General features: G+C 72.8%; 16 protein-coding genes. 2 read left to right on the top strand and 14 right to left on the bottom strand.

What is annotated here, in order from left to right:
* Positions 1 to 36: 36 nt before the first annotated feature.
* Complete coding sequence (locus ACIP98_RS18890) at positions 37 to 1773, top strand: MFS transporter (protein ID WP_401976923.1); 1737 nt, start codon at positions 37 to 39, stop codon at positions 1771 to 1773.
* Between the two features lie 56 nt (positions 1774 to 1829).
* On the opposite strand, the gene ACIP98_RS18885 is transcribed toward ACIP98_RS18890, so the two are convergent.
* The 8 genes from ACIP98_RS18885 to ACIP98_RS18850 all read right to left on the bottom strand — a co-directional run bounded on the left by ACIP98_RS18885 (position 1830) and on the right by ACIP98_RS18850 (position 10951).
* Positions 1830 to 2414 (bottom strand): helix-turn-helix domain-containing protein, encoded by a 585-nt coding sequence (locus ACIP98_RS18885; protein WP_319659335.1) that lies wholly within the window; start codon positions 2412 to 2414, stop codon positions 1830 to 1832.
* Positions 2411 to 3082: a hemerythrin domain-containing protein gene (locus ACIP98_RS18880; RefSeq protein WP_401976921.1), complete on the bottom strand. Its 672-nt coding sequence runs from the start codon at positions 3080 to 3082 to the stop codon at positions 2411 to 2413. Before ACIP98_RS18880 ends, ACIP98_RS18885 begins: the two co-directional genes overlap by 4 nt.
* Positions 3083 to 3140: 58 nt before the next feature.
* Positions 3141 to 3566, bottom strand: a complete 426-nt coding sequence (locus tag ACIP98_RS18875) for an OsmC family peroxiredoxin (protein WP_401976919.1) — start codon at positions 3564 to 3566, stop codon at positions 3141 to 3143.
* Positions 3567 to 3800: 234 nt separating this feature from the next.
* A complete protein-coding gene (locus ACIP98_RS18870) occupies positions 3801 to 5081 on the bottom strand; it encodes a VWA-like domain-containing protein (protein ID WP_401976917.1) in 1281 nt (426 codons plus the stop codon).
* A complete protein-coding gene (locus ACIP98_RS18865) occupies positions 5078 to 6307 on the bottom strand; it encodes an AAA family ATPase (RefSeq protein ID WP_401977002.1) in 1230 nt (409 codons plus the stop codon). Before ACIP98_RS18865 ends, ACIP98_RS18870 begins: the two co-directional genes overlap by 4 nt.
* A 92-nt stretch (positions 6308 to 6399) precedes the next feature.
* On the bottom strand, positions 6400 to 7716 hold the full coding sequence (locus tag ACIP98_RS18860) for a hypothetical protein (protein ID WP_401976916.1): 1317 nt from the start codon (positions 7714 to 7716) through the stop codon (positions 6400 to 6402).
* Positions 7717 to 7899: 183 nt separating this feature from the next.
* On the bottom strand, positions 7900 to 9462 hold the full coding sequence (locus tag ACIP98_RS18855) for a hypothetical protein (RefSeq protein WP_401976915.1): 1563 nt from the start codon (positions 9460 to 9462) through the stop codon (positions 7900 to 7902).
* A 304-nt stretch (positions 9463 to 9766) separates the two neighbouring features.
* Positions 9767 to 10951, bottom strand: a complete 1185-nt coding sequence (locus ACIP98_RS18850; RefSeq protein WP_401976914.1) for an MFS transporter — start codon at positions 10949 to 10951, stop codon at positions 9767 to 9769.
* A gap of 73 nt (positions 10952 to 11024) precedes the next feature.
* Between ACIP98_RS18850 and ACIP98_RS18845 the strand changes: the two genes are divergently transcribed.
* On the top strand, positions 11025 to 11999 hold the full coding sequence (locus ACIP98_RS18845) for a transcriptional regulator (RefSeq protein WP_319659343.1): 975 nt from the start codon (positions 11025 to 11027) through the stop codon (positions 11997 to 11999).
* Between the two features lie 102 nt (positions 12000 to 12101).
* Here ACIP98_RS18845 and ACIP98_RS18840 read toward each other — a convergent pair whose 3' ends face one another.
* The 6 genes from ACIP98_RS18840 to ACIP98_RS18815 form a co-directional block, all read right to left on the bottom strand.
* Positions 12102 to 13733 carry a glycoside hydrolase family 13 protein gene (locus ACIP98_RS18840; protein WP_401976912.1) on the bottom strand — a complete coding sequence of 544 codons (1632 nt, stop codon included), beginning with the start codon at positions 13731 to 13733 and terminating at the stop codon, positions 12102 to 12104.
* Positions 13730 to 14947, bottom strand: coding sequence for a Gfo/Idh/MocA family oxidoreductase (locus ACIP98_RS18835; RefSeq protein WP_319659345.1), 1218 nt, complete (start codon positions 14945 to 14947; stop codon positions 13730 to 13732). The genes ACIP98_RS18840 and ACIP98_RS18835 overlap by 4 nt, the downstream gene beginning before the upstream one ends.
* The gene (locus ACIP98_RS18830; RefSeq protein WP_319659655.1) at positions 14944 to 15960 is read right to left on the bottom strand and encodes a glycosidase; all 1017 of its coding nucleotides are present in this window, start codon (positions 15958 to 15960) and stop codon (positions 14944 to 14946) included. Before ACIP98_RS18830 ends, ACIP98_RS18835 begins: the two co-directional genes overlap by 4 nt.
* Positions 15961 to 16029: 69 nt before the next feature.
* Positions 16030 to 16902, bottom strand: coding sequence for a carbohydrate ABC transporter permease (locus ACIP98_RS18825; RefSeq protein WP_319659656.1), 873 nt, complete (start codon positions 16900 to 16902; stop codon positions 16030 to 16032).
* A gap of 28 nt (positions 16903 to 16930) precedes the next feature.
* Positions 16931 to 17893: a sugar ABC transporter permease gene (locus tag ACIP98_RS18820; RefSeq protein WP_319659346.1), complete on the bottom strand. Its 963-nt coding sequence runs from the start codon at positions 17891 to 17893 to the stop codon at positions 16931 to 16933.
* Between the two features lie 9 nt (positions 17894 to 17902).
* Positions 17903 to 19174 carry an extracellular solute-binding protein gene (locus tag ACIP98_RS18815; protein ID WP_319659347.1) on the bottom strand — a complete coding sequence of 424 codons (1272 nt, stop codon included), beginning with the start codon at positions 19172 to 19174 and terminating at the stop codon, positions 17903 to 17905.
* Positions 19175 to 19251: the final 77 nt, after the last annotated feature.

The raw sequence follows: 19251 nt of genomic DNA, 5'->3' as shown, positions 1-19251 counted from the left end.
CGCCACCTCCTCTTCCCGGCCCGGAGGCCCCACTCAATGACCCACACGACGACCGACCAGCCCACGCGGAGAACCACCGCGGCCGTCGTCCCCGTTCTCGCCTTCGCAGGCATCGTTGTCGCGGTCATGCAGACGCTGCTGGTCCCCGTCATCAAAGACCTGCCGCAACTGCTGCACACCGCTCCCACCAACGCCACCTGGGTCCTGACCTCGACCCTGCTCTCCGGTGCCGTGGCCACCCCGATCATGGGCCGCCTCGGCGACCTCTACGGGAAGCGCCGCCTGCTGATCACCAGCCTCTCGATCATGGTGATCGGCGCCGTGATCAGCGCCGTCACCAGCGAACTGCTCACGATGATCGTGGGCCGTACGCTGCAGGGCTTCGCCATGGGCGCGATCCCGCTCGGCATCGGGCTGATGCGCGACATGCTGCCCCGCGAACGGCTCGGCTCGGCCATGGCCCTGATGAGCTCCTCGATCGGTGTCGGTGGCGGCCTCGCGCTGCCCGGCGCGGCCCTGATCGCGCAGCACACCGACTGGCACGCCCTCTTCTACGCCGCCGCCGGTCTGGGCGTGCTCGCGATCGCGCTCACCCTGATCGTCGTGCCCGAGTCCCCGATGCGCGCGAAGGGCTCCTTCGACCTGCCCGGCGCGATCGGCCTGACCACCGGCCTGGTGCTGCTCCTGCTGCCGATCACCAAGGGCAGCGACTGGGGCTGGTCCTCCGGCACCACGCTCGGCCTGTTCGGCGCGGCCCTCGTCATCCTGGTGCTGTGGGGCCTGATGGAGCTGCGGCTGAAGGCACCGCTGGTCGACCTGCGGACCACCGCACGGCGCGAAGTGCTGCTCACCAACCTCGCCTCGATCATGGTCGGGGTCAGCTTCTACGTGGTCTCGCTGGTCCTCCCCCAGCTGCTCCAGCTGCCGGCCGCCACCGGCTACGGCCTCGGCCAGTCGATGGTCGTCGCGGGTCTGTGCGTGGCGCCCCTGGGCCTGACGATGATGCTGACGGCCCCGGTCTACGCCCGGCTCTCCGCACGCTTCGGCCCGAAGGTCACCCTGATCGTCGGCATGCTGATCATCGCGCTCGGCTACGGCGGCGGTCTCGGGCTGATGGACGCCGCCTGGCAGACCGTGATCACGGCGGTGGTCCTGGGCGCCGGCATCGGCCTGGCGTACTCCTCCCTGCCCGCGCTGATCGTGAGCGCCGTCCCCGCCTCCGAGACGGGCGCCGCGAACGGCCTCAACACCCTGATGCGGTCCATCGGCACCTCGGTGTCGAGCGCCGTGATCGGCATGGTGCTCGCCAACACCGCGAACCACGCCGACGGCCTCACCATCCCGACCATGCACGGTTTCCGCGTGTCGTTCGTCATCGCCACCGGCGCGGTCGTCATCGGCGTGCTCCTCGCCCTGGGGCTGCCGGGACGGCGGGCGGCCACGCTCCAGCTGCGGACCAGCAGCGAGGAGGAGGCCGGCCTGGCGAACGCCGAGGAGGTGCTGCGGGGCTTCCGCGGCCGGGTGCTGGCGGCAGGGGGCGCGCCCGTCGCCCGTGCCAAGGTCACACTGATCGACCGCCGCGGCCGTCAGGCGGGCGCGACGATATCGGGCGAGGACGGGACGTACACGCTCACCGTCCCGGCCGAGGGCCACTACGTCCTGGCCGCACGTGCCGCCGGGCACGGCCCGCTGGCGTCCTCGGCGACCCACCCCGGCCACGAGCACCTGGTCGACCTCGACCTGTCACTGCCCGGCGAGACGGTCAGCGCCTGAGTCCGAGCGCCGAGCGACGGCGGCCGGGTGCCCCGGGCACCCGGCCGCCGTCCGTGTCAGCGGGGGCCCAGCGCCGCGCGCGCCAGGTGCGACAGGCAGCGGCGCGTCCGGTCCTCGCCCACCTCGGGCAGCAGCGCCGTGATGTGCACGGCGGACAGGTTGGCCAGCAGGACGTGGGCGGAGGCCTCCGGGTCGGCCGCGCCGTCGAGCAGGCTCACCAGGTGGCGGTGCCAGAAGCGGTAGGCGCCCGCCCGGTGGCGGGAGCCGGCGGCCGCGGTCTCGTACGCGCGCACCAGGGCGAGGTGCCGCATCAAGTGATCGACATAGGCGTCGACGAACGCGGCGAGGCGGTCGCCGGCCGGCGCCCCGGGGCCCAGCGGTGGCGGCCCGTGCGTGACGGCCTCCCGCAGGTCGTGCTCCCGCTCGGCCAGCAGGGCCGCGGCCAGCCCCGCCCTGTCGCCGAAGCGGCGGAACACGGTTCCCTTCCCGACCCCCGCGGCCGCCGCCACCTGCTCCATGGTCACGCCGTCCATCCCGCGCTCGGCGAACAGCCCGGCCGCCGCTTCGAGGATCGCGGCGCGGTTGCGCGCTGCGTCCGCCCGTTCCCGCAGCGGCCAGGGCCGCGCCGGGGCGCCGGTCACGTACCCACGCGCGGCGGGGTGGACGTGCCGTACACACGCCTGGCGTGGCTCGCGTACAGCCGGGGCCCGATGATCGGCATGATCAGGCGGGCGGCGAACGGGGCGTGCGCGAGCACCGCGTTGACCACCTCGGGATCGCCCTCGTACATCACCATGCCGAAGGCGAGCGGCAGGACCTTCTTCGGGCTCCCGGCCATGCCGTGCTCCCCGAGGAGCTGCCACTCCGCGGCGGTGATGTACTTCTCCGCCAGCGGCAGGATCTCCTTCTCCTCCAGCGCCATGTGCTCCAGCAACGCGGTGAGCAGCCGGTCGAGTGCGTCAGCGAGCTCCTCGCCGCCGTGAGCCGTCGTACGCCAGGGCGACAGGAGCTCCGTCGCCTCGTGGAGGGCGCTCTCGATCACATGATGCTGCCCCTCCATCGTGGGCACGATCGCCGCCGTCTCCTCCCCGCCCCGCTCGAGGAGGCGCGGCCACACGATCGCGTCCTCGCCCTCGTGGTGGAGGTGCAGGATCAGGCAGACCTTGTCGGCGTGAGCCGCGACGACCTCGGCGCGCCCGGTGTCCCCCGGCGCGACGTCCCGCACGAGCTGCGGAAGCAGCCGGAACTCCCGCCGCATCATGGTGTGGGCCATGTACATGTCCCGTACATCGGCCATCGGCTCGTTCACTGCCGGACTCACTCGAACCCCGTTCTCACGTTGTGGATGCCGCGACGACCGCGGCCGGTCAGACCAGCCGGGCCGACAGCGTGATCGCCGTACCGGCGAGCGCCTGGCTGACGGGGCAGTTCTCCTTGGCTTCCTCGGCGGCGGCCACGAACGCGTCGTTGCCGATGCCCTCGACGACACCCTCGACGCTCAGGTGGACACCCGTGATGCCCGTCCCCGGCCGGAAGGTCACGTCGGCGGAGGTGACCAGCCGGGTGGGAGGGGTACCGGCACCCGACAGACCGTGGGAGAGCGCCATCGAGAAGCAGCTGGAGTGCGCGGCGGCGAGGAGCTCTTCCGGGCTGGTCCGGCCGTCGGCCTCCCCGGCACGCGCAGGCCACGACACCGGCTGCGCACCCAGGTCCGAGGAGTCGAAGGTGACGACTCCGCTGCCCTCCAGAAGGTCGCCGTCCCAAACGGTGTCAGCGCTTCGTACGGTTGCCACGATGAACCCCTCGCATGCTTGCCTCGGCCCGGCGGCACGGTCCGGTCGCGGACCGGCCCGGTGGACCACCGATCACGTTCGGGGACCGATGCTGTCAGGACGGGGGGCCGCGGCCATCGGGAGGATTGCGTATCTTGCCGCCGGTCGCGTGCACCGGCACTCCTGCCGCGGGCCCGCGGGCATGGGGAGAACTCCCGACCCCGCGGTCCTGCCGGACGGACCCCGGTGGCCGGGCTATCCGATCTCCACCACGCGCGCCCAGTCCGGCGGCGTGTCCGGCACGTAGTCCGGATCGTCCTCGTTCACGGACGAGTGCCGCCGGGGGAACAGTCCCACCACGGTGCGGCAGGCCGGGCTCGTTGCCGGCCACGGGGTCTGACCGTCCGTCAGAACCACGACGACATCGGGGTGGGGCCGCGTGCGGAGCGCCGTGGCGAAACCGGTCCGCAGGTCCGTGCCCCCACCGCCCACCAGGGGAATGCCCTCGCCGCGGCACAACGGGTGCACGATGCGGGCCGACGCGTCGCACGGCACGACGGTGACCATGTCCCGACGGCCGCCCACGGCACGGGAGATGGCGGCGACCTCGAGGAGGGCGCTGCCGAGTTCGGTGTCGCTGACCGAGCCGGAGGTGTCGATGACGACGCAGACCCGTGGCGGCCTGCGCCGCAGGCTCGGCAGGACGACCCCGGGGACACCGGCGGAGCGGCGGGACGGGCGACCGTAGCTGTAGTCCTCCCCCACCCCGGGGCCGGAGGCCGCCGAGCGGACGGCGGCGCCCAGCAACTCCCGCCACGGCTGCGGCGGGTGGAAGGCGTCCTCCGCCCACCGCCGCCACCCACTGGGGGCGCTCCCCGGCAGGCCGGTGATGCCCTGCGCGACGCGGAACCGCACGGCGTCCCGTTCCTGTTCGCTGAGGCCGTCCGCGCCCTCGGGACCCAGGTCCCAAGCGCGGTCGAGGCCGTCGGCGCCGCTGCCGCAGTCCAGCCAGGCGATGCTCTGAGTGAGCGGGACGAGTCCGAACCTGCGCAGGTAGTCCTCCATGAGGAGGCCCGCGGGCAGGCCCAACGACGCCGGCACGACGGCGCCTTCGGGCCGCACCAGGCCGTCGCCGTAGATGTCGTCGTTGATCTCGCAATCGGCCGCGATGTTCATCCGCAGCCGTTCGCCCGGACCGGTCAGGCCGCGCTCCCTCGCGACGCGATCGCCGCGCCCGTGGTGGTCGCGCAGCAGATGGGAGACTTCGTGCACCCATACCCCGGCCAGTTCCTCCACCAGGGTCCGGTCGACGAACGCGGGCGAGACGTAGCACCGCCAGTACCGGTCGACGGCCATCGTCGGCACTCGCCGGGACTCCACGGTGTGCAGGGCGAACAGCGCCGTCGCCAGGTAGGGCCGGGCACGGGCGGCGTGCAGCCGGGCGGCGAAGAGCTTCTCGCGGTCCAGGGCCGCGGGAGTGGCGGGTGCCGGTTCGGGCGTGGGTGCGGGGGCCGGCCCCGGCGCGTCGCGCCTCATCGGGCCGCCTTCTCGGCCCGCGCGGCACGGACGGCGGCCTGGTCGGCCCGGCGGGACAACGTCACCGTTCCGGCGAGTCGTTCGATGGCGGCGGGCACGTCCCAGTCCTGCCGGCGCAGCGCGGCGAGGGTGGTCGCGGGGACGACCACCAGGTCCGGGGCCCCGGTCTCCAGCGCCAGGACCAGGAGCGCCCACGCCGCGTCCCAGCGGGACTTCTCGGGTCGCCTGCGGACGGCGTCCACCACGCCGTCGAGCACGGCCTGGCGCAGATCGCCCCGTTCGGGCAGGACGGCCGCCGCGGGATCGGCGAGCAGGTCCTCGGGGTCGGGGAGGTCCATCCGGTCCAGGCTCGCCAGCAGCTCCAGGCCGGGCCCGTCCCCCACCGTTCCCCTGACCAGGAGGGACAGCACGTCCCGGGAGGATCCCGCGGCGGTCGCGAAGGCGGTGAGGTGCAAGGTCATCTCCCAGCTGCGGGGGGACGGCCAGGCGCCGCCCCGGCGCGTCTCGTTGGTGGGCAGCTTGTGCACGAGACCGGGGCGTACGGCCAGCAGCCCGCACACCGCGCGCCGGGCGAAGTCCACGGCCTCGGGCAGCCGTCGCGGGTCCAGCCGCGGCAGGGCCGCCCGGGGCCACGTCCCGCCGAGTCCGCGGACCACGACCTCGGGGTCGTGGGTCCACTGCAGATGAACGAACCGGTTGGCCAGGGGTGGGCTCAGTTCCCAGCCGTCGGCCGCCGAAGAGCGCGGATTTGCTGCGGCCACGATCCGTACGCCCGGAGGCAGTTGGAGCGCGCCGATCCGCCGCTCCAGTACGAGGCGGAGCAGGGCGGCCTGGACGGCCGGCGGCGCGGTGGACAGTTCGTCGAGGAACAGCAGGCCCCGGCCGGCCCGCACCAGGCGCACGGCCCAGTCCGGCGGCGCCATCGGGACACCGTCCGCAGCGGGATCATCGCCGACGACGGGCAGGCCGGAGAAGTCGGACGGTTCGTGCACGCTGGCGATCACCGTGGTCAACGGGAGGTCCAGCGCGGCGGCGAGCTGCGTCAGGGCCGCGCTCTTGCCGATGCCGGGTTCGCCCCAGAGCAGTACGGGCAGGTCGGCGGCCACGGCCAGGGTCAGCGCCTCCAGCTGCGGGTCGGGCCGCGGTTCCGTGGTCGTGTCGCGCAGCAGGTCCAGCAGCGCGCCGGCGACGTCGAGTCGGGCGGGGCCGTCCGGACCGGCGGGCATGTCGGGCGCGGGCGGCAGGGCGGTGGCGGGCATGGGTGATCACCTTTGGATTCGTGAAGGGTGGTGGAAGGACGGGCAGTCCGTGAACCGGGTCAGCGGAAGGTCGCGGCCCGGGGGCGGGAGCGGCGGTCGCGGGGACGGCGCTGGTCCGGGGCGCGGCGGGGTCCGGGGTCGGCGAGGCCCGCGCGGAACAGCCCGTGGGCGATCCGCCGTTCCGCGGCCGTCTCCAGTGCGTCCCGCAGCGGGCCGTCCCGCAGCACGGCCTCGGGACCGAGCAGGCCCTCGACGACCGCCAGGGCACCGGCGGTGTCGCCGTGGTCCAGGCGCTCGCGGACGCCCGGGAGGCAGTCCGGCCGGCGGTGCGCCTCGTCGATCGCCTGAAGGCAGGGAAGGGGGGTGCCGGTCAGCGCGGCCAGCAGTTCCTCCCTGCGGATCTCGTCCTGACCGTGGTCCAGCGGGACGAGGACCCCGTCGACCTGACCGATCCGGTGCCGGGCACCGCGGCACTCCACCATGGGCGGTCGGCCTGCCGGGTCCGGGAGTCGGCGGGACGCGGACGGCGCGTGACCCGGCACGAGGGCCGCGGCGACCAGCGGGTGCAGCCGGCCGGCCGTGAGCGCGCCGGCGCGCAGCAGCTCCAGGTCGGGCAGCACCCAGGTCGCCGCGTCGGGCAGCACCGGCAGCCGGTGGGCGCTTCCGTCCCCGGTCGCGGCCGGGTCGGCCACGTGCACCAGCGTCCGGTCCCGCGTGCCCAGTCGGACCAGGACGGTGCCGCCGCGCCGCCCTTCGGCGCGGAGCACGATCTCCGCCTCGGCGGACCATCGGTCGACGGCCCAGCGTGGGTCGGCAGGGGGCGGGCCGTCAGCGGGTGGTCGGTCGGCGCCCGACCGGGTGCGCAACTCGGCCGCCCTACGGGCGTCCCACAGGTGCCGGTGCAGGTCGAGACGGAACCGGCGGTGCGGACGGGGGTGGGGGTGGGCGCCCGCCGCGGCCGGCGTTCCGTCCCACAGGGCGAGGCTGATGCGCTGGCCGGCATCGGCCCAGGCCGGAGGGGTCCGCACCACGAGGTGCACGGAACGCCCGTCGTCCTGGTACCGGGCCAGGGCGATCGTCAGCCCGGGCCGCAACAGCCCGTCGGGCGCGACCCTCGGCATGTGCCAGCGCAGCAGATCGGGAGCCAGTTGGCGCAGATCCGCCCGGACCCGGGCCGCGAGCCGCGCACCGTGAGTGCGCGCCAGCGCACGCAGATCGAGGTCGGCGTCGACACCCGCGGCGGCGCACGCGCCCGCCCAGTCCCCCGCTCGGCGGCGGACGGTCGCGGTCTCGATCATCGAGGGGGGCACGGCGTACTCGCGTACGCGCAGCCACAGGGAAAGTCGGGAATCCCCGTACGCGTTCTGAGTGAGCATCAGCACTCACCTTGCGCGGACGGGACCCCCGATCTGTACGAGGAGTGAGTCGTCATCGCGGGGAGCCTAGCGCTCCTCGCACGGACGTGCCAGGCGTTTTCGACTCCGATGCGCAGGTGAACAGGCGCCCGTGTCCGACATGGCCGGCCTGCGGCAGGCCGGGGGCGCGACCCACGGCCGGTGTCAGACAAGGAACTCGGCAAGGGGGAAGGAGCGATGGCGACGTGGTGGAACGAGGTAGTTCTGCCGGTGGGTCGTGTGCAGGACCGAGTTGATGCCGGCGTGGGGGCTGCGCGGTGCGACGGGGAGTGTCCTGTCGGGATAGTGGCCGTCCATCGAGAGCCGGACGAGATTGAAAATTGCCGTCGTCGGCTGGAACTGGATGAAGTGCAACCCGGCCGCCGGTGTCTTGCTGTAATGGTCCGCCGCCGGATCGGACGTGTAGTGGAACGGATTGTCCAGCGTATCGAAATCGCCGCGCACGGGGATGGTGGTCCCCGAGGGGTAGTCCTTCCCGTAGTTGCCGGTCATCGGCGACGTGGTGCTGTCCACCTCCGACATGCTCCCCGTGTGACCGTAGGCGTGGTACCTCCGGACCCCTTCCGCCACTTGGGCTTTGCTTTGACCCGGCGGTTGGAGGGCGAACGTACCCGGCGCGGGCGCGGGCGAGAGGCCGGGGTGAAGCATCGCCTGGACGCGATCCGCGTACTGGGGGAAGTTCTTCTCGTACCACGTCACCAGATCTTGGAACAGGTGCGAGAGATGCATGGTGGTCCCCTGTTTGAAGTAACCATTGGGCCACTGATCCGTGAGGCCGGGGAGGGTCTCCAGATTGGCGATGACGCCGGGGCCCATATTCGAGTCCAAAGTGGTGGCGAAGCCGAGGAAGCCCTGCGCCTGTCGAGGAATCGACTCCGCACCGGGGATACCGGCTGCCAGCGCCAGTTTGCTCGGCAGGCCCTGTTGCCCGTAGAAACCGCCCCCGGAGAAGCCCCGGCGGATACTCGTCACCTTGAACAGGCTGCCCGCCCGGCTGCTTCCAGGCCCGAAAAGGGCTTCCTGTGCTGCCTTGATATGGGCGAGCGAGTCACTGCGGAGGAGCACGGCCACGTCATTCTGTTCCAAGCGGACCGGCCCGAAGCCCGGCGGGGACTGGTCGCTGGGGAACGTCCTGGCCTCCTGCAGCGCGTACACGGTACGGCCCTCCTTCTTGGAGGTCGTCACATCGACCGGCAGATACGCCGGGTAGCGTGTTCCCGCCTTGAAGAATCCCGACGCCTTACCCAGGGTGGGAACGTAGTGGTGGAAGTAGGGAAGTCCCCAGGCCACCGTGGTAGCCACTCCCGTCGGAGTGGCCGGGAGTTTGCGTTCCACATCCAAGAGGACGGACTCGAAGTGGTGCTGCGCCTCCTGCAACGCCTTGGCGTTCCCCGGCACATTCAGCCTTGCGGTGATGACATGATTGTGCAGGGCCGGTACCCGCACCGCGATCGTACCCCTGCGGCTCTTCACGCCCGAACCATCGACCATGACCACCTGCTCGTTCTGCAGGATGTACTGCTCCTGGAGGGGCGAACTGTCGGCGGCAACGGGCCGGGAGGGGGGTTTTGCGAGGGTGTCGATCATCTCGTAGATGCCGGCGGATGCCAGTGCGGCACCGACGCCCGCTGTCCCTTGAAGAATGCGTCGCCTGGTCACGTTCCCGCGTGGCGGTCCCGCAGGTGCGTGGTCGTCGCCGTCTTTCATGAAAAGCAGACTCCGTGGAATAGGTGTCCGAGTGGTCAGGGGTTGAAGGGGAAGATGAGGACCACGTGAGTGCGCCGCCGCCGGGGCCGGCACCCGATCAGCCTTCTGCCACGTCTCCCCATGGGGTCTGCTCGCCGAGCGGGATTTGCGGACCGACACGGCCTTGCGCATGCGCCACCGCGGAGCGATGACGGCGAGTGTGTCGGCTCATTGCCATCGTCATTGCCTTCGCTTTCGCGATAAAAACACACGCGGCCCGGGCCGGTGAAGGCGACGCGCGGCCTGAGCGGTTAATTGCCGCGCTTCACGTGACGGCGGGGTGGACGGGCGCCGGGACCGGGCGGAGGCCGGGGGCCAGGAGGAGGGTGACGGTGACGGAGGCGACGGCCAGTGCGGTCATCGCGGTGGCCGGGGAGGTGTGCTGGGCGACGGTGCCGGCGAGGACGGCGCCGAGGCCCTGCCAGGCGAGCATGCCGGAGGAGTGCAGGCCGAGGGCGTGGCCGCTGAGTTCGTCAGGGGTGAGCGACATCAGGCGTTCCTGGAGCACCAGGCTCGCCGCGTAGCCGACCGAGGCGAGGGCGACGACGCCGGCCGCGAGGGGCAGCCCGGGGTGCAGGGCGAAGAGCAGGTAGGGGGCGGCGAGGAGGAGCCGGAGCACCGCGCCCGCCCGCTCGCGCCATCGCGGCGGAAGGAACCGGCCCGCCAGTGTGTCGCCCACGAGCATGCCGCAGGCGGCGGAGGCCAGCAGCGCCCCCGCGTGCGCGGGCGTGTACGGCACGAAGAGCGACTCGCAGCCGACGATGAGGCCGTTGGGCACCCAGAGGGCGAGGTACACGGTGCGGCGGGGCCGGGCGGACCAGAGCAGGACGTTCGTCCGCCAGGTCTCCGCGGGCGACGGGCGCCCGACCGCGCGCGGCGGTCTCGCGCCGATGCCGAGCCGGGCGGCGGCCGCCGCCGTGAGGTACAGGGCGGCGCCGACGAGCAGGACTCCGCGCGGTGACAGGGCGGAGAGCAGGAGGCCGCCGACGGCGAAGCCGCAGATCTGCATGGTGCCGGTCGACATGTTGAGTACCGAACGGCCCAGCAGGAAGCCGCCCTTCGGGAGGATCTGGTGGAGCAGGCCGTACCGGACCCCGCCGCCCACGGAGGCCACCAGGCCCTCGGCGCACAGGATGGCGAAGACGGCCCACAGGGGCAGCCCGGGGACGGCCAGGGCGCCTGTGCCCAGGGCGAAGAACAGGGACACCGCGCTCAACGCGGCCCGCGGCGGCAGGCGGTCCGCCGCGGACAGCAGCAGCGTCGCCCCGACCACCTGCGCGAGGGACGGACCGAACATGGCGACGGCGGAGAGCAGCGGCGAGCCGGTGGCGTCGTAGACGAGGGTGCTCAGGGCCAGCCCGCCCACCGTCTGCGCCGCCACCTGGGCGGTGGCGATGAGGAACAGCGGCGTGAACTCCGGTGTGCGGAAGAGGCCTTGGTAGGTGCGCATGACACGGAGTCTCGATGGCGGCTCGCCGGGCGTTTAATGTTTCGCGCGGACGCGAAACGACGGGAGGTACGCGGTGGGCTGGTGGCTGGTGAACACCGAGACGCTGGTGGGCAGCCGGTTCGTCGTCTCGCCCCTGGCGGAAGCCGTCGCGAGCCTGAAACTCCTCGACCGGGGCACCCCCGCCCACCCCGGCGAACGGGCCTGGCTGGACGCCCATCTGCCCGCGTACCGGGAGCGGCTGGCCGGCGACCCGGTGACCGCGCTGCTCGTGCGCACCGCGCTCGGACGCGCCTGGAACGCCGACTTCCTGACCCCCACGCCCGCCGGTGAGGGCAACCCCGGGTTCGAGGAGGAACTGTCCCGGATCCGGGACACCCCGCCGGACCTCGCCCTCGCGCATCTCGCGGTGTCGGCGGACGGCCCGCTCCCCCCGTCGCTGCGCCGGCCGGATCTGCCGGAGCGCGCCGCGGAGATCGTCACGTGGGTGTGGACGCGCTCCGTCCTGCCGGACTGGCAGCGGCGCCGGCGCGTCATCGAGGCGGACATCGTGGCGCGCACCGCGCAGTTGAGCCGCGGCGGCTGGGCCGCGGCGCTGGACGAGATCCGTCCGGGCATGCGCTGGCTCGGCGACGGCCGCTTGCAGGTCAACACCCGCGACTACCCCCCGCGCGACCTGTCAGGCGCCCGGCTGATGTTCGTGCCCGTCACCCCCGCCGCGGGCTGGGTCTCGTGGGACGAGCCGCGGCGGTACGCCGTGGTGTACCCGTGCTCGGGGGCCCTGGCGGAGGCGGGCCGGCGGCCGCGGGTCCCCGAGGCGCTGGGCGCGCTGCTCGGTCCCGGGCGGGCGGCGGTCCTCGTACTCCTCGGCACTCCGAAGAGCACGACGCAGCTGGTCGCCCTCACCGGCCAGGGCCTGGGGTCGGTGGGGCGCCATCTGAAGGTGCTGCTCGACGCCCGTCTGGTTCGGCGCAGGCGCGCCGGCCGGTCCGTGCTGTACTACCGGACGGAGACCGGAGACGCCCTCGTCGTGGCCCAGCAGGACGGCTGAGCGGGCGGGCGAACCGCCCTTCGACGTCGTCCGGCGGCGGACGGAGCGCCGGCCCGCCCACCGCTGCGGCGGATCGTTCACCTCCGCGACCACCGCCGCCCCTCAGGACGGCCGGCGCAGCCAGACCGTGGTGTCCGCGGGCACCGCGGGGCCTTCCAGCGGGGCGCTGGCCAGCAGGACCTCGTCCCCGGCCGCGAGGGGAACAGGGTCGGGGCCGAAGTTGGTCAGGCAGCGCAGTCCGGGTCCGCGGTCGAAGGCGAGCCAGGAGCCGTCCGCCGGGCCCTCGACCTCGGGGGCAGCGGCCACCGGGGCGGGCGCGGCGTGCCGCAGGCGCAGCGCGGCGCGGTAGAGGGCGAGCATCGAGGCCGGGTCGTCCTCCTGGGCACGGACGGTGAGGTCCGCCCAGTCGCCGGGTTGCGGGAACCAGCAGTCGTCCGCGGGGGCGGTGCTGAACCCGTAGGGCGCGGCCGTCCCTTCCCAGGGCAGGGGCACGCGGCAGCCGTCGCGGCCGCGTTCGCGGTGGCCGGACCGCTCCCAGAGCGGGTCGCGGAGCCGGTCGTCCGGTATGTCGGCCTGCGGCAGGCCCAGTTCCTCGCCCTGGTAGAGGTAGGCGGCTCCGGGCAGCGCGAGCATCAGCAGCGCCGCGGCCCTGGCCCGGCGCAGCCCGAGGGGGCCGCCGCCGTAGCGGGTGACGGGCCGGACGGCGTCGTGGCTGGAGGCGACCCAGGTGACCGGGGCCCCGACGGCGCGCATGGACGCCACCGAGCGCTCGATGACCCCGCGCATCTCCGTCCCGTCCCAAGGGCTCTCGAGGAAGGCGAAGTTGAAGGCCTGCTGCATCTCGCCGGGGCTGACGTAGCGGGCCAGCCGGGCGGGGTCGAAGACGGCGGCCTCTGCGACCATCACGCGCTGCCCGGGCGGGACCGCCCCGGGCGGCGCCGGGTGGGTGTCCAGGAGCCGCCGCCAGGTGCGGAACAGCGGGTGCAGTTCCTCCTGGTCGTAGTACGGCATCAGGTGGTTGCGCAGGATGTCCTGGTGCTGGCCGGGTCCGGCGTCGGGGAGGCCGGGGGCCTTGAAAAGGGTGTGGGCGACGTCCACGCGGAAGCCGTCGACGCCCCGGTCCAGCCAGTGCCGCAGGATCCGCTCGAAGTCGGCGACGACCTCGGGGTGCCGCCAGTCGAGGTCGGGCTGCTCGGGCGCGTGCAGGTGCAGGTACCACTCCCCCGTGCCGCCGTCCGGTGCGGGGACGCGGGTCCACGCGGGGCCGCCGAACGCGGACTGCCAGTCGTTGGGCGGCAGTTCGCCGTGCGCGCCGCGTCCGGGGCGGAAGAGGTAGCGGCTTCTGGCCGCGGAGCCCGGCGCGGAGGCCAGCGCCTCGCGGAACCAGGGATGGGTGTCCGAGGTGTGGTTGGGGACGAGGTCGATGAGGACGCGCAGGCCCAGGGCGTGGGCGCGGGCCACGAACGCGCCGAAGTCGGCCTCGGTGCCGAGGTCGGGGGCGACGGCGGTGTGGTCGGCGATGTCGTAGCCGCCGTCGGCCAGCGGCGACGGGTAGAACGGGGTGATCCACACCGCGTCCACGCCGAGCCGGCTCAGGTGGTCCAGCCGCGCGGTGACGCCGGGGAGGTCGCCGACGCCGTCGCCGTTGCCGTCGGCGAAGGAGCGCGGGTAGATCTCGTAGCAGACCGCGTCGCGCCACCAGGGCGTGCCGGACTCCGGTTCCGGGGTGCTCACAGGGTCCTCTCGAAGGTCGGCGGAGCGGGGACAAGCACGGTGCGGCCGGTCTCCGCGGACCGCGTGGCCGCCTCCGCGACGGCGACCGCGGACCGGCCGGACGCGGCGTCCGCCACGGGCGTGCCGCCGTCGGTCGCGCAGCGCACCAGGTCGGCGAAGGCCGCGCGCACGCTCTCGGCGTACACATGCTGCTTGCGGGCCTCGCCGCCCAGGTCGACCACGCAGGTCACCCGGTGGGGCACGGTACGCACCACGCCGCGGCCCCGCGCGGGCCCGGCGGAGCCCGCGTCGCGCTCCACGAAGACGGCGATCCGCTCCTCGCCGTGCGGCCGCAGGCCGGGGACGGCCAGCAGGTCGGCGGCGCGGCCGGGGAGTCGCTCCCAGCGGCGGGCTCCGTCCTCGTCCGTCCAGGCGGTGATCGTGGCGTAGGTCGGGATCCAGCCGGTGACGCGGGCCTCGGCGAAGCCGTAGTCCAGGCGCATCAACTGGCGTTCCGCACGGTGGGCGTGGGTGAAGGAGTGGGTGTGGGTGGCCACGGCGCCGCCGGGGTGCGTGGCGGTGGCGACCACGATGTCGACGACGCCCGCCGGATCACCGCCGTCCCTGCGGACGGCCGTGCCCTGGACGGCGACGGGGTCGCTCCCCATGAGGGCGCGGGCGGCGTCGAAGAAGTGCACGCCGTGCTCGATGTGGATGCCGCCGCTGTGCGCGGGGTCCCAGAACCAGTGGCCGGGGTCCAGTGCCTCGTCGGCGGCGTCGTTCTCGAAGGCGAACCGCACCAGCGGGTCCAGCAGCCCTTCCCCGCGCAGCCGCTCCAGCACGCGCAGCACGGGGTTGTAGCGCAGGACGTGGTCGACGACGAGCACACCGGCGGAACGGCCGGCCTCCGCCTCCACGCGCAGCGCGTCGTCGAGGGTGGTGGCCATCGGCTTCTCGCTGAAGACGTGCCGTCCGGCACGCAGCGCGCCGACCGCCAGGTCGGCGTGCGTGACGGGCGGGGTGGCCAGTGCCACCACGTCCACTCCGGGGAACGCCGCCAGTGCGTCCGCGTCGGGGCAGACGGCGGCTCCGTGCCGCCGCGCGAGGGCGGCGGCACGGTCGCGGTCGGCATCGGCGCACGCCACGATCCGTACGTCCGGAAGGCCGGCGATCGCGTCCAGCAGGTAGGCGCCGAAGGCGCCGCAGCCGGCGAGGCCGACACCGAGGGCGGTCACTGCACGCGGTCCAGACGGGCGACGCCGATGTGGGCGTCGGCCATGCCGTAGAACACGTAGCGGACGCCGTCGATCTCCTCGATGGCGGTCGGGAACACCACGTTGGGCACGGTGCCGGAGCGCTCCTCCTCGGTCTCCGGCGCCATCAGCGGCTCGTCGGTGCGGGCCAGGATGCGCGCCGGGTCCTGCGGGTCGAGGATCATCGCGCCCGCGGCGTAGCTGACCTTCTGCTGCTGGGCGAACGGGTCGTCGATGCTGCCGGACACGCCGTGGTGGATGAGCAGCCAGCCCTCCTCGACCCGGATCGGGGCCGGACCGGCGCCGATCTTCAGCTCCTCCCAGGGGTGCTCGGACAGGGCCACCAGGCGGTGGTCGCGGGGGCGGGCCAGGGCGCTGAGGTCCTTCTCGACCTCGGCGACGGGCACGTAGGAGATCCAGATGCCGGGGCGCTCGTCGGTCACGCCGGCGGGCAGGTGCACGCCCTCGCCGGGCCGGAACCAGCCGAGGTCCCACATCGGGCGGTGCAGCATCGCGAAGGCGGGCTCGCCGTCCGGGCCCGGCACGGGCTCGGGGAAGTGCACGACGTCCTTGTTCGGGAAGAGGTTGAGGTCGGTGTCGAGGTCGGCCTGGTAGGCGAACTGGATCGGGCCGAGGCGCTCCCAGGTGACCAGGTCCTTCGAGACGGCCAGCGCCGGCTTGGGGCCGAGCGGGCCGTAGGCGACGTAGGACATGACGTGCAGGCCGAGGGCCTCGATCCAGGTGGTGCGGGGGTCCTCGACGCCCGCGTTGTTCTTGCCGCGCTCCCAGCCCGCGTCGGGGGCGAGGACGACGCCGCGGCGCTCGACGCCGGTGGGCACGCCGTCCTCCAGTACGACCTCGGCGAGGCCGACGCGGGAGATGTTGCCCTCCGCGACGAGGCGGGGCAGCAGGTGCAGGGTGCCGTCGGGGGTACGGCCGGAGGCCGGGTTGAGCACGCCCTCGGCCTCGGTGGCCTCGCCGGGCAGCGGGGACATCACGACGCCGACGCGGGTGAGGCGGTAGGGGACGGAGGTGGTGCCGGTGGTGCGGTCGTTCACAGGGGTTCAGCCCTTCGTGGCGGAGTCGATGTCGGTGGAGGTGAAGCGGCTCTGGAAGACGAGGTAGAGGGCCACCGCGGGCGCGGCCAGCACGCAGGCGCCGGCCAGGATCGCGCCGAACGGGTTGGCGGCGGCGGAGGAGACGGTGCTGATGTAGTTGGCCAGGGACACCGCCAGCGGCTGCATGCTCTGCTCCTTGGTGACCAGGAACGGCCAGAGGAACTCGTTCCACGGCCCGGTGAAGCTGAGCAGCACCACCGAGGCGATCGCCGGCTTGCACAGCGGGATCGCGATGCGGAGCAGGATCTGCAGTTCGCTGGCGCCGTCGATGCGGGCGGCCTCGAACATCGCCTGCGGCAGTTGCAGGAAGAACTGCCGGAAGATGAACACCGCGCTGGTGTTGATGGCGAACGGCAGGATCATGCCGAGGTAGGAGTCCGCCAGGCCGTAGTCCCGCACGATCAGCACGTACAGCGGGATCATGAGCAGCTGGAACGGGACGACCTGCACCAGCAGCACCATGGCGAAGGTGGTCCCCTTGCCCCGGAAGTGCAGCCGGGCCAGGGCGTATCCCGCCAGCAGGCCGAAGACGGTGGTGCAGATGATGACGCCGCCGGTGAAGATCCCGGAGTTGACCAGGGAGCGGCCCAGCGAGATCGCCGAGTTGATCTCGGAGTAGTTGTGCAGGGACAGGTTCCCCGGGCGGGGGAACGCCCCGGCCGGGCTGCTGTCGGGCTCACGCTGGAGGGAGCCGATGAGCATGTAGTAGAAGGGGAAGAGGAAGGCGAACGCCCCGAGGAGGAGCGCCAGGCGCGACAGGATGCGGCGCGCGCGGGTGTGCGTGTGCCGGTGCGGCGTGTGACGCACCGGAGCGTGCATCAAGGTGGGGGCGTGGGCGTCGGCCATGTCAGTCCCTCTCCAGCACGCGGCGGTAGACCAGGGAGACGGCGGTGATCAGCACCACCAGGATCACGCCGATCGCCGCGGCCTCGTCCGGGTGGCCCTGCTGCAGACCGCGCTGGTACATCAGCAGTACGGGCGAGGTGGTCGCGCCGTCCGGACCGCCGCCGCTGGTCAGCAGATACGGCTCGGTGAACAGGTTCGCGCCCGTCACCGTCGCCATGACCAGCACCAGCAGCGTCGCGGTGCGCACCGCCGGGACGGTGATCGACCAGAACATCCGCACCTTGCCGGCGCCGTCGAGCGAGGCCGACTCGTAGAGCTCGCCGGGCACGTTCTGCAGCGCCGACAGGTAGAGCACGATGAAGAAGCCCAGTTGCTTCCAGGCGACGAACACCGCGATCGTCGGCATCGCCAGGTGCGAGTTGACCAGCCACGACGGGCTGGGGGCCAGCGGTCCGAGCGCCTGGTTCACCAGTCCGTTGGAGTTGAACAGGAACAGCCACACGCCGACGACCGCGACGCTGGCGGTGATGTACGGCACGTAGTAGGCGGTGCGGAAGAACGCGCGCCCGCGCAGCTTGGAGTTGAGGGCGGTGGCGAGCACCAGGGACGCCCCCACCGTCAGCGGCACGTTGATGACCAGGAAGATCGCGATGTTGAGGAAGGAGTGCCACACCGCCGGGTCGGTCAGGACGCTGGTGTAGTTGGCGAACCCCACGAAGGGGCGGTCGACCTGGGCGCCCGGCGCGGCGAAGAAGTAGTCGTGGAAGGACATCCACACCGCGAAGCCGAGCGGGTACAGGAAGATCGCGGCCAGGTAGAGCACGTACGGGGAGACGAAGGCGATGCCGATCGGGTGCCGGCCGGCGAACCGCAGCCCGCCGGCGCGCGGCCCGCGGCCGGCCCGGGGGCGCGCCCCGGGCCGGGCCGGCCCGGGGCGGACGAGGTCATGCTGCGTGGAGGACATGGCGTCGGCTCACTGCTTCGCGAGGCCGTCGACCTTGCCCGCAGCCTCGTTGAGGGCGCTGCTCACATCGCCCTTCCCGAAGATGACGGACTTGGTGTACGCGTCGCGGAAGGTCTGCCAGATCTCGACGGAGTTCGGGACGTTCGGGGCCTCGACGGTGTGGTCCGCCTGCTCGGCGAAGGTCTTGTACTCGGGGTGCGAGGCGAAGTACGCGGGGTACGTGGTGACGAGGTCGTGACGCATCGGCATCTGGCCGGTGGCCTCCAGCAGCTTGCCGTCCTGCTCCTTGCTGGTGGCGAACTTCAGGACGTCCCAGGCCGTGCCCTTGTTCTGGCAGGCGGTGAACATACCGATCGACTTCTCGTCGCTGAAGGTGCCCTTGGCGGCCGCGCCGGTGGCGGTGGGGACCGGCACGGCGCCCCACTTGACCTTGTCGCCGTACACGGAGACCGCCCACGGGCCGACGATCGCCATGGCCGCCTTGCCGTCGGCGAAGGAGTCGCCGTTGTACTGCTCGTTGGGCGCCAGGTGGTCGGCGTACATGGTCTTCCAGAACTCGGCGGCCTTGACGCCGTCGGGCGAGTTGAACTGGGCCTTGCCGTCCTCGACGAGCTGCTTGCCGGTCTGGGCCGCGAACAGCGGGTAGAAGTCGAACCAGGACTGGTAGAACTCGGAGGTGGGCGCGGGCCAGATGGCGGCGTGCACACCGCTCTTGACCAGGGTGCGCGAGGTGTTCAGGAAGTCCTGGTAGGTGGCGAGCTCGGGGTGCTCGGGGTCCAGGCCGGCCTTCTTGAACAGCTGCTTGTTGTAGAAGATCATGACGGGGTTGCTCTTCCAGGGCATCTGGTAGTGCTTGCCGTCGGGCGAGGCGTACTGGGAGAGCCGCTCGCCGGTCCGCTCCTGGAGGTACTTCTCGGCACCCGGGAAGTCGTCGAGGGCCACCAGGCCGCCCTGCTTCTGGAAGCCGGGAACCGCGGCGGGGGCGGTGTTCAGCACCAGGCACGGGGCGTTGCCGGCCGTGATGGCCGCGCCGATGACCTCCTCGGAGCTCTTGCCCGCCGGTATCTCCTGCGCCTTCACCTTCTCCTTCGGGTGGGCGGCGTTCCAGTCGGCGACCATGCTCTTGCCCCAGGCGACTTCCTGGGCGTTGTTGGAGTACCAGACGGTGATCGGCCCGTGGGCGTCCTGACCGCCGCCGGTGCCGGAGCCGCCGCTGCCGCACGCGGCGAGCGGCACGGTCAGGGCCACGGCGGAGAGTACTCCGAGGAGGGTCTTCTTCATTGCGGTGTGCTCCATCTTCTCAAATGCGGATGAAACGGCTGTTCCGAGGCGTCGTCCGGCCACGGTGACTGCCTTCA

It is taken from the genome of Streptomyces sp. NPDC088354 (genome assembly GCF_044753585.1).
GTDB lineage: Bacteria > Actinomycetota > Actinomycetes > Streptomycetales > Streptomycetaceae > Actinacidiphila.
The sequence above is the reverse complement of the archived record's forward strand: the minus strand, read 5'-3'. Positions and strand labels throughout refer to the sequence as shown.

Excerpts from the sequence above, each read along its gene's own strand:
- ACIP98_RS18890 (WP_401976923.1), top strand. The coding sequence starts at position 37 with ATGACCCACACGACGACCGACCAGCCCACGCGGAGAACCACCGCGGCC.
- ACIP98_RS18870 (WP_401976917.1), bottom strand. The coding sequence starts at position 5,081 with ATGAGGCGCGACGCGCCGGGGCCGGCCCCCGCACCCACGCCCGAACCG.
- ACIP98_RS18865 (WP_401977002.1), bottom strand. The coding sequence starts at position 6,307 with ATGCCCGCCGGTCCGGACGGCCCCGCCCGACTCGACGTCGCCGGCGCG.
- ACIP98_RS18860 (WP_401976916.1), bottom strand. The coding sequence starts at position 7,716 with ATGCTCACTCAGAACGCGTACGGGGATTCCCGACTTTCCCTGTGGCTG.
- ACIP98_RS18855 (WP_401976915.1), bottom strand. The coding sequence starts at position 9,462 with ATGAAAGACGGCGACGACCACGCACCTGCGGGACCGCCACGCGGGAAC.
- ACIP98_RS18850 (WP_401976914.1), bottom strand. The coding sequence starts at position 10,951 with ATGCGCACCTACCAAGGCCTCTTCCGCACACCGGAGTTCACGCCGCTG.
- ACIP98_RS18830 (WP_319659655.1), bottom strand. The coding sequence starts at position 15,960 with ATGTCCCCGCTGCCCGGCGAGGCCACCGAGGCCGAGGGCGTGCTCAAC.
- ACIP98_RS18825 (WP_319659656.1), bottom strand. The coding sequence starts at position 16,902 with ATGCACGCTCCGGTGCGTCACACGCCGCACCGGCACACGCACACCCGC.
- ACIP98_RS18820 (WP_319659346.1), bottom strand. The coding sequence starts at position 17,893 with ATGTCCTCCACGCAGCATGACCTCGTCCGCCCCGGGCCGGCCCGGCCC.
- ACIP98_RS18815 (WP_319659347.1), bottom strand. The coding sequence starts at position 19,174 with ATGAAGAAGACCCTCCTCGGAGTACTCTCCGCCGTGGCCCTGACCGTG.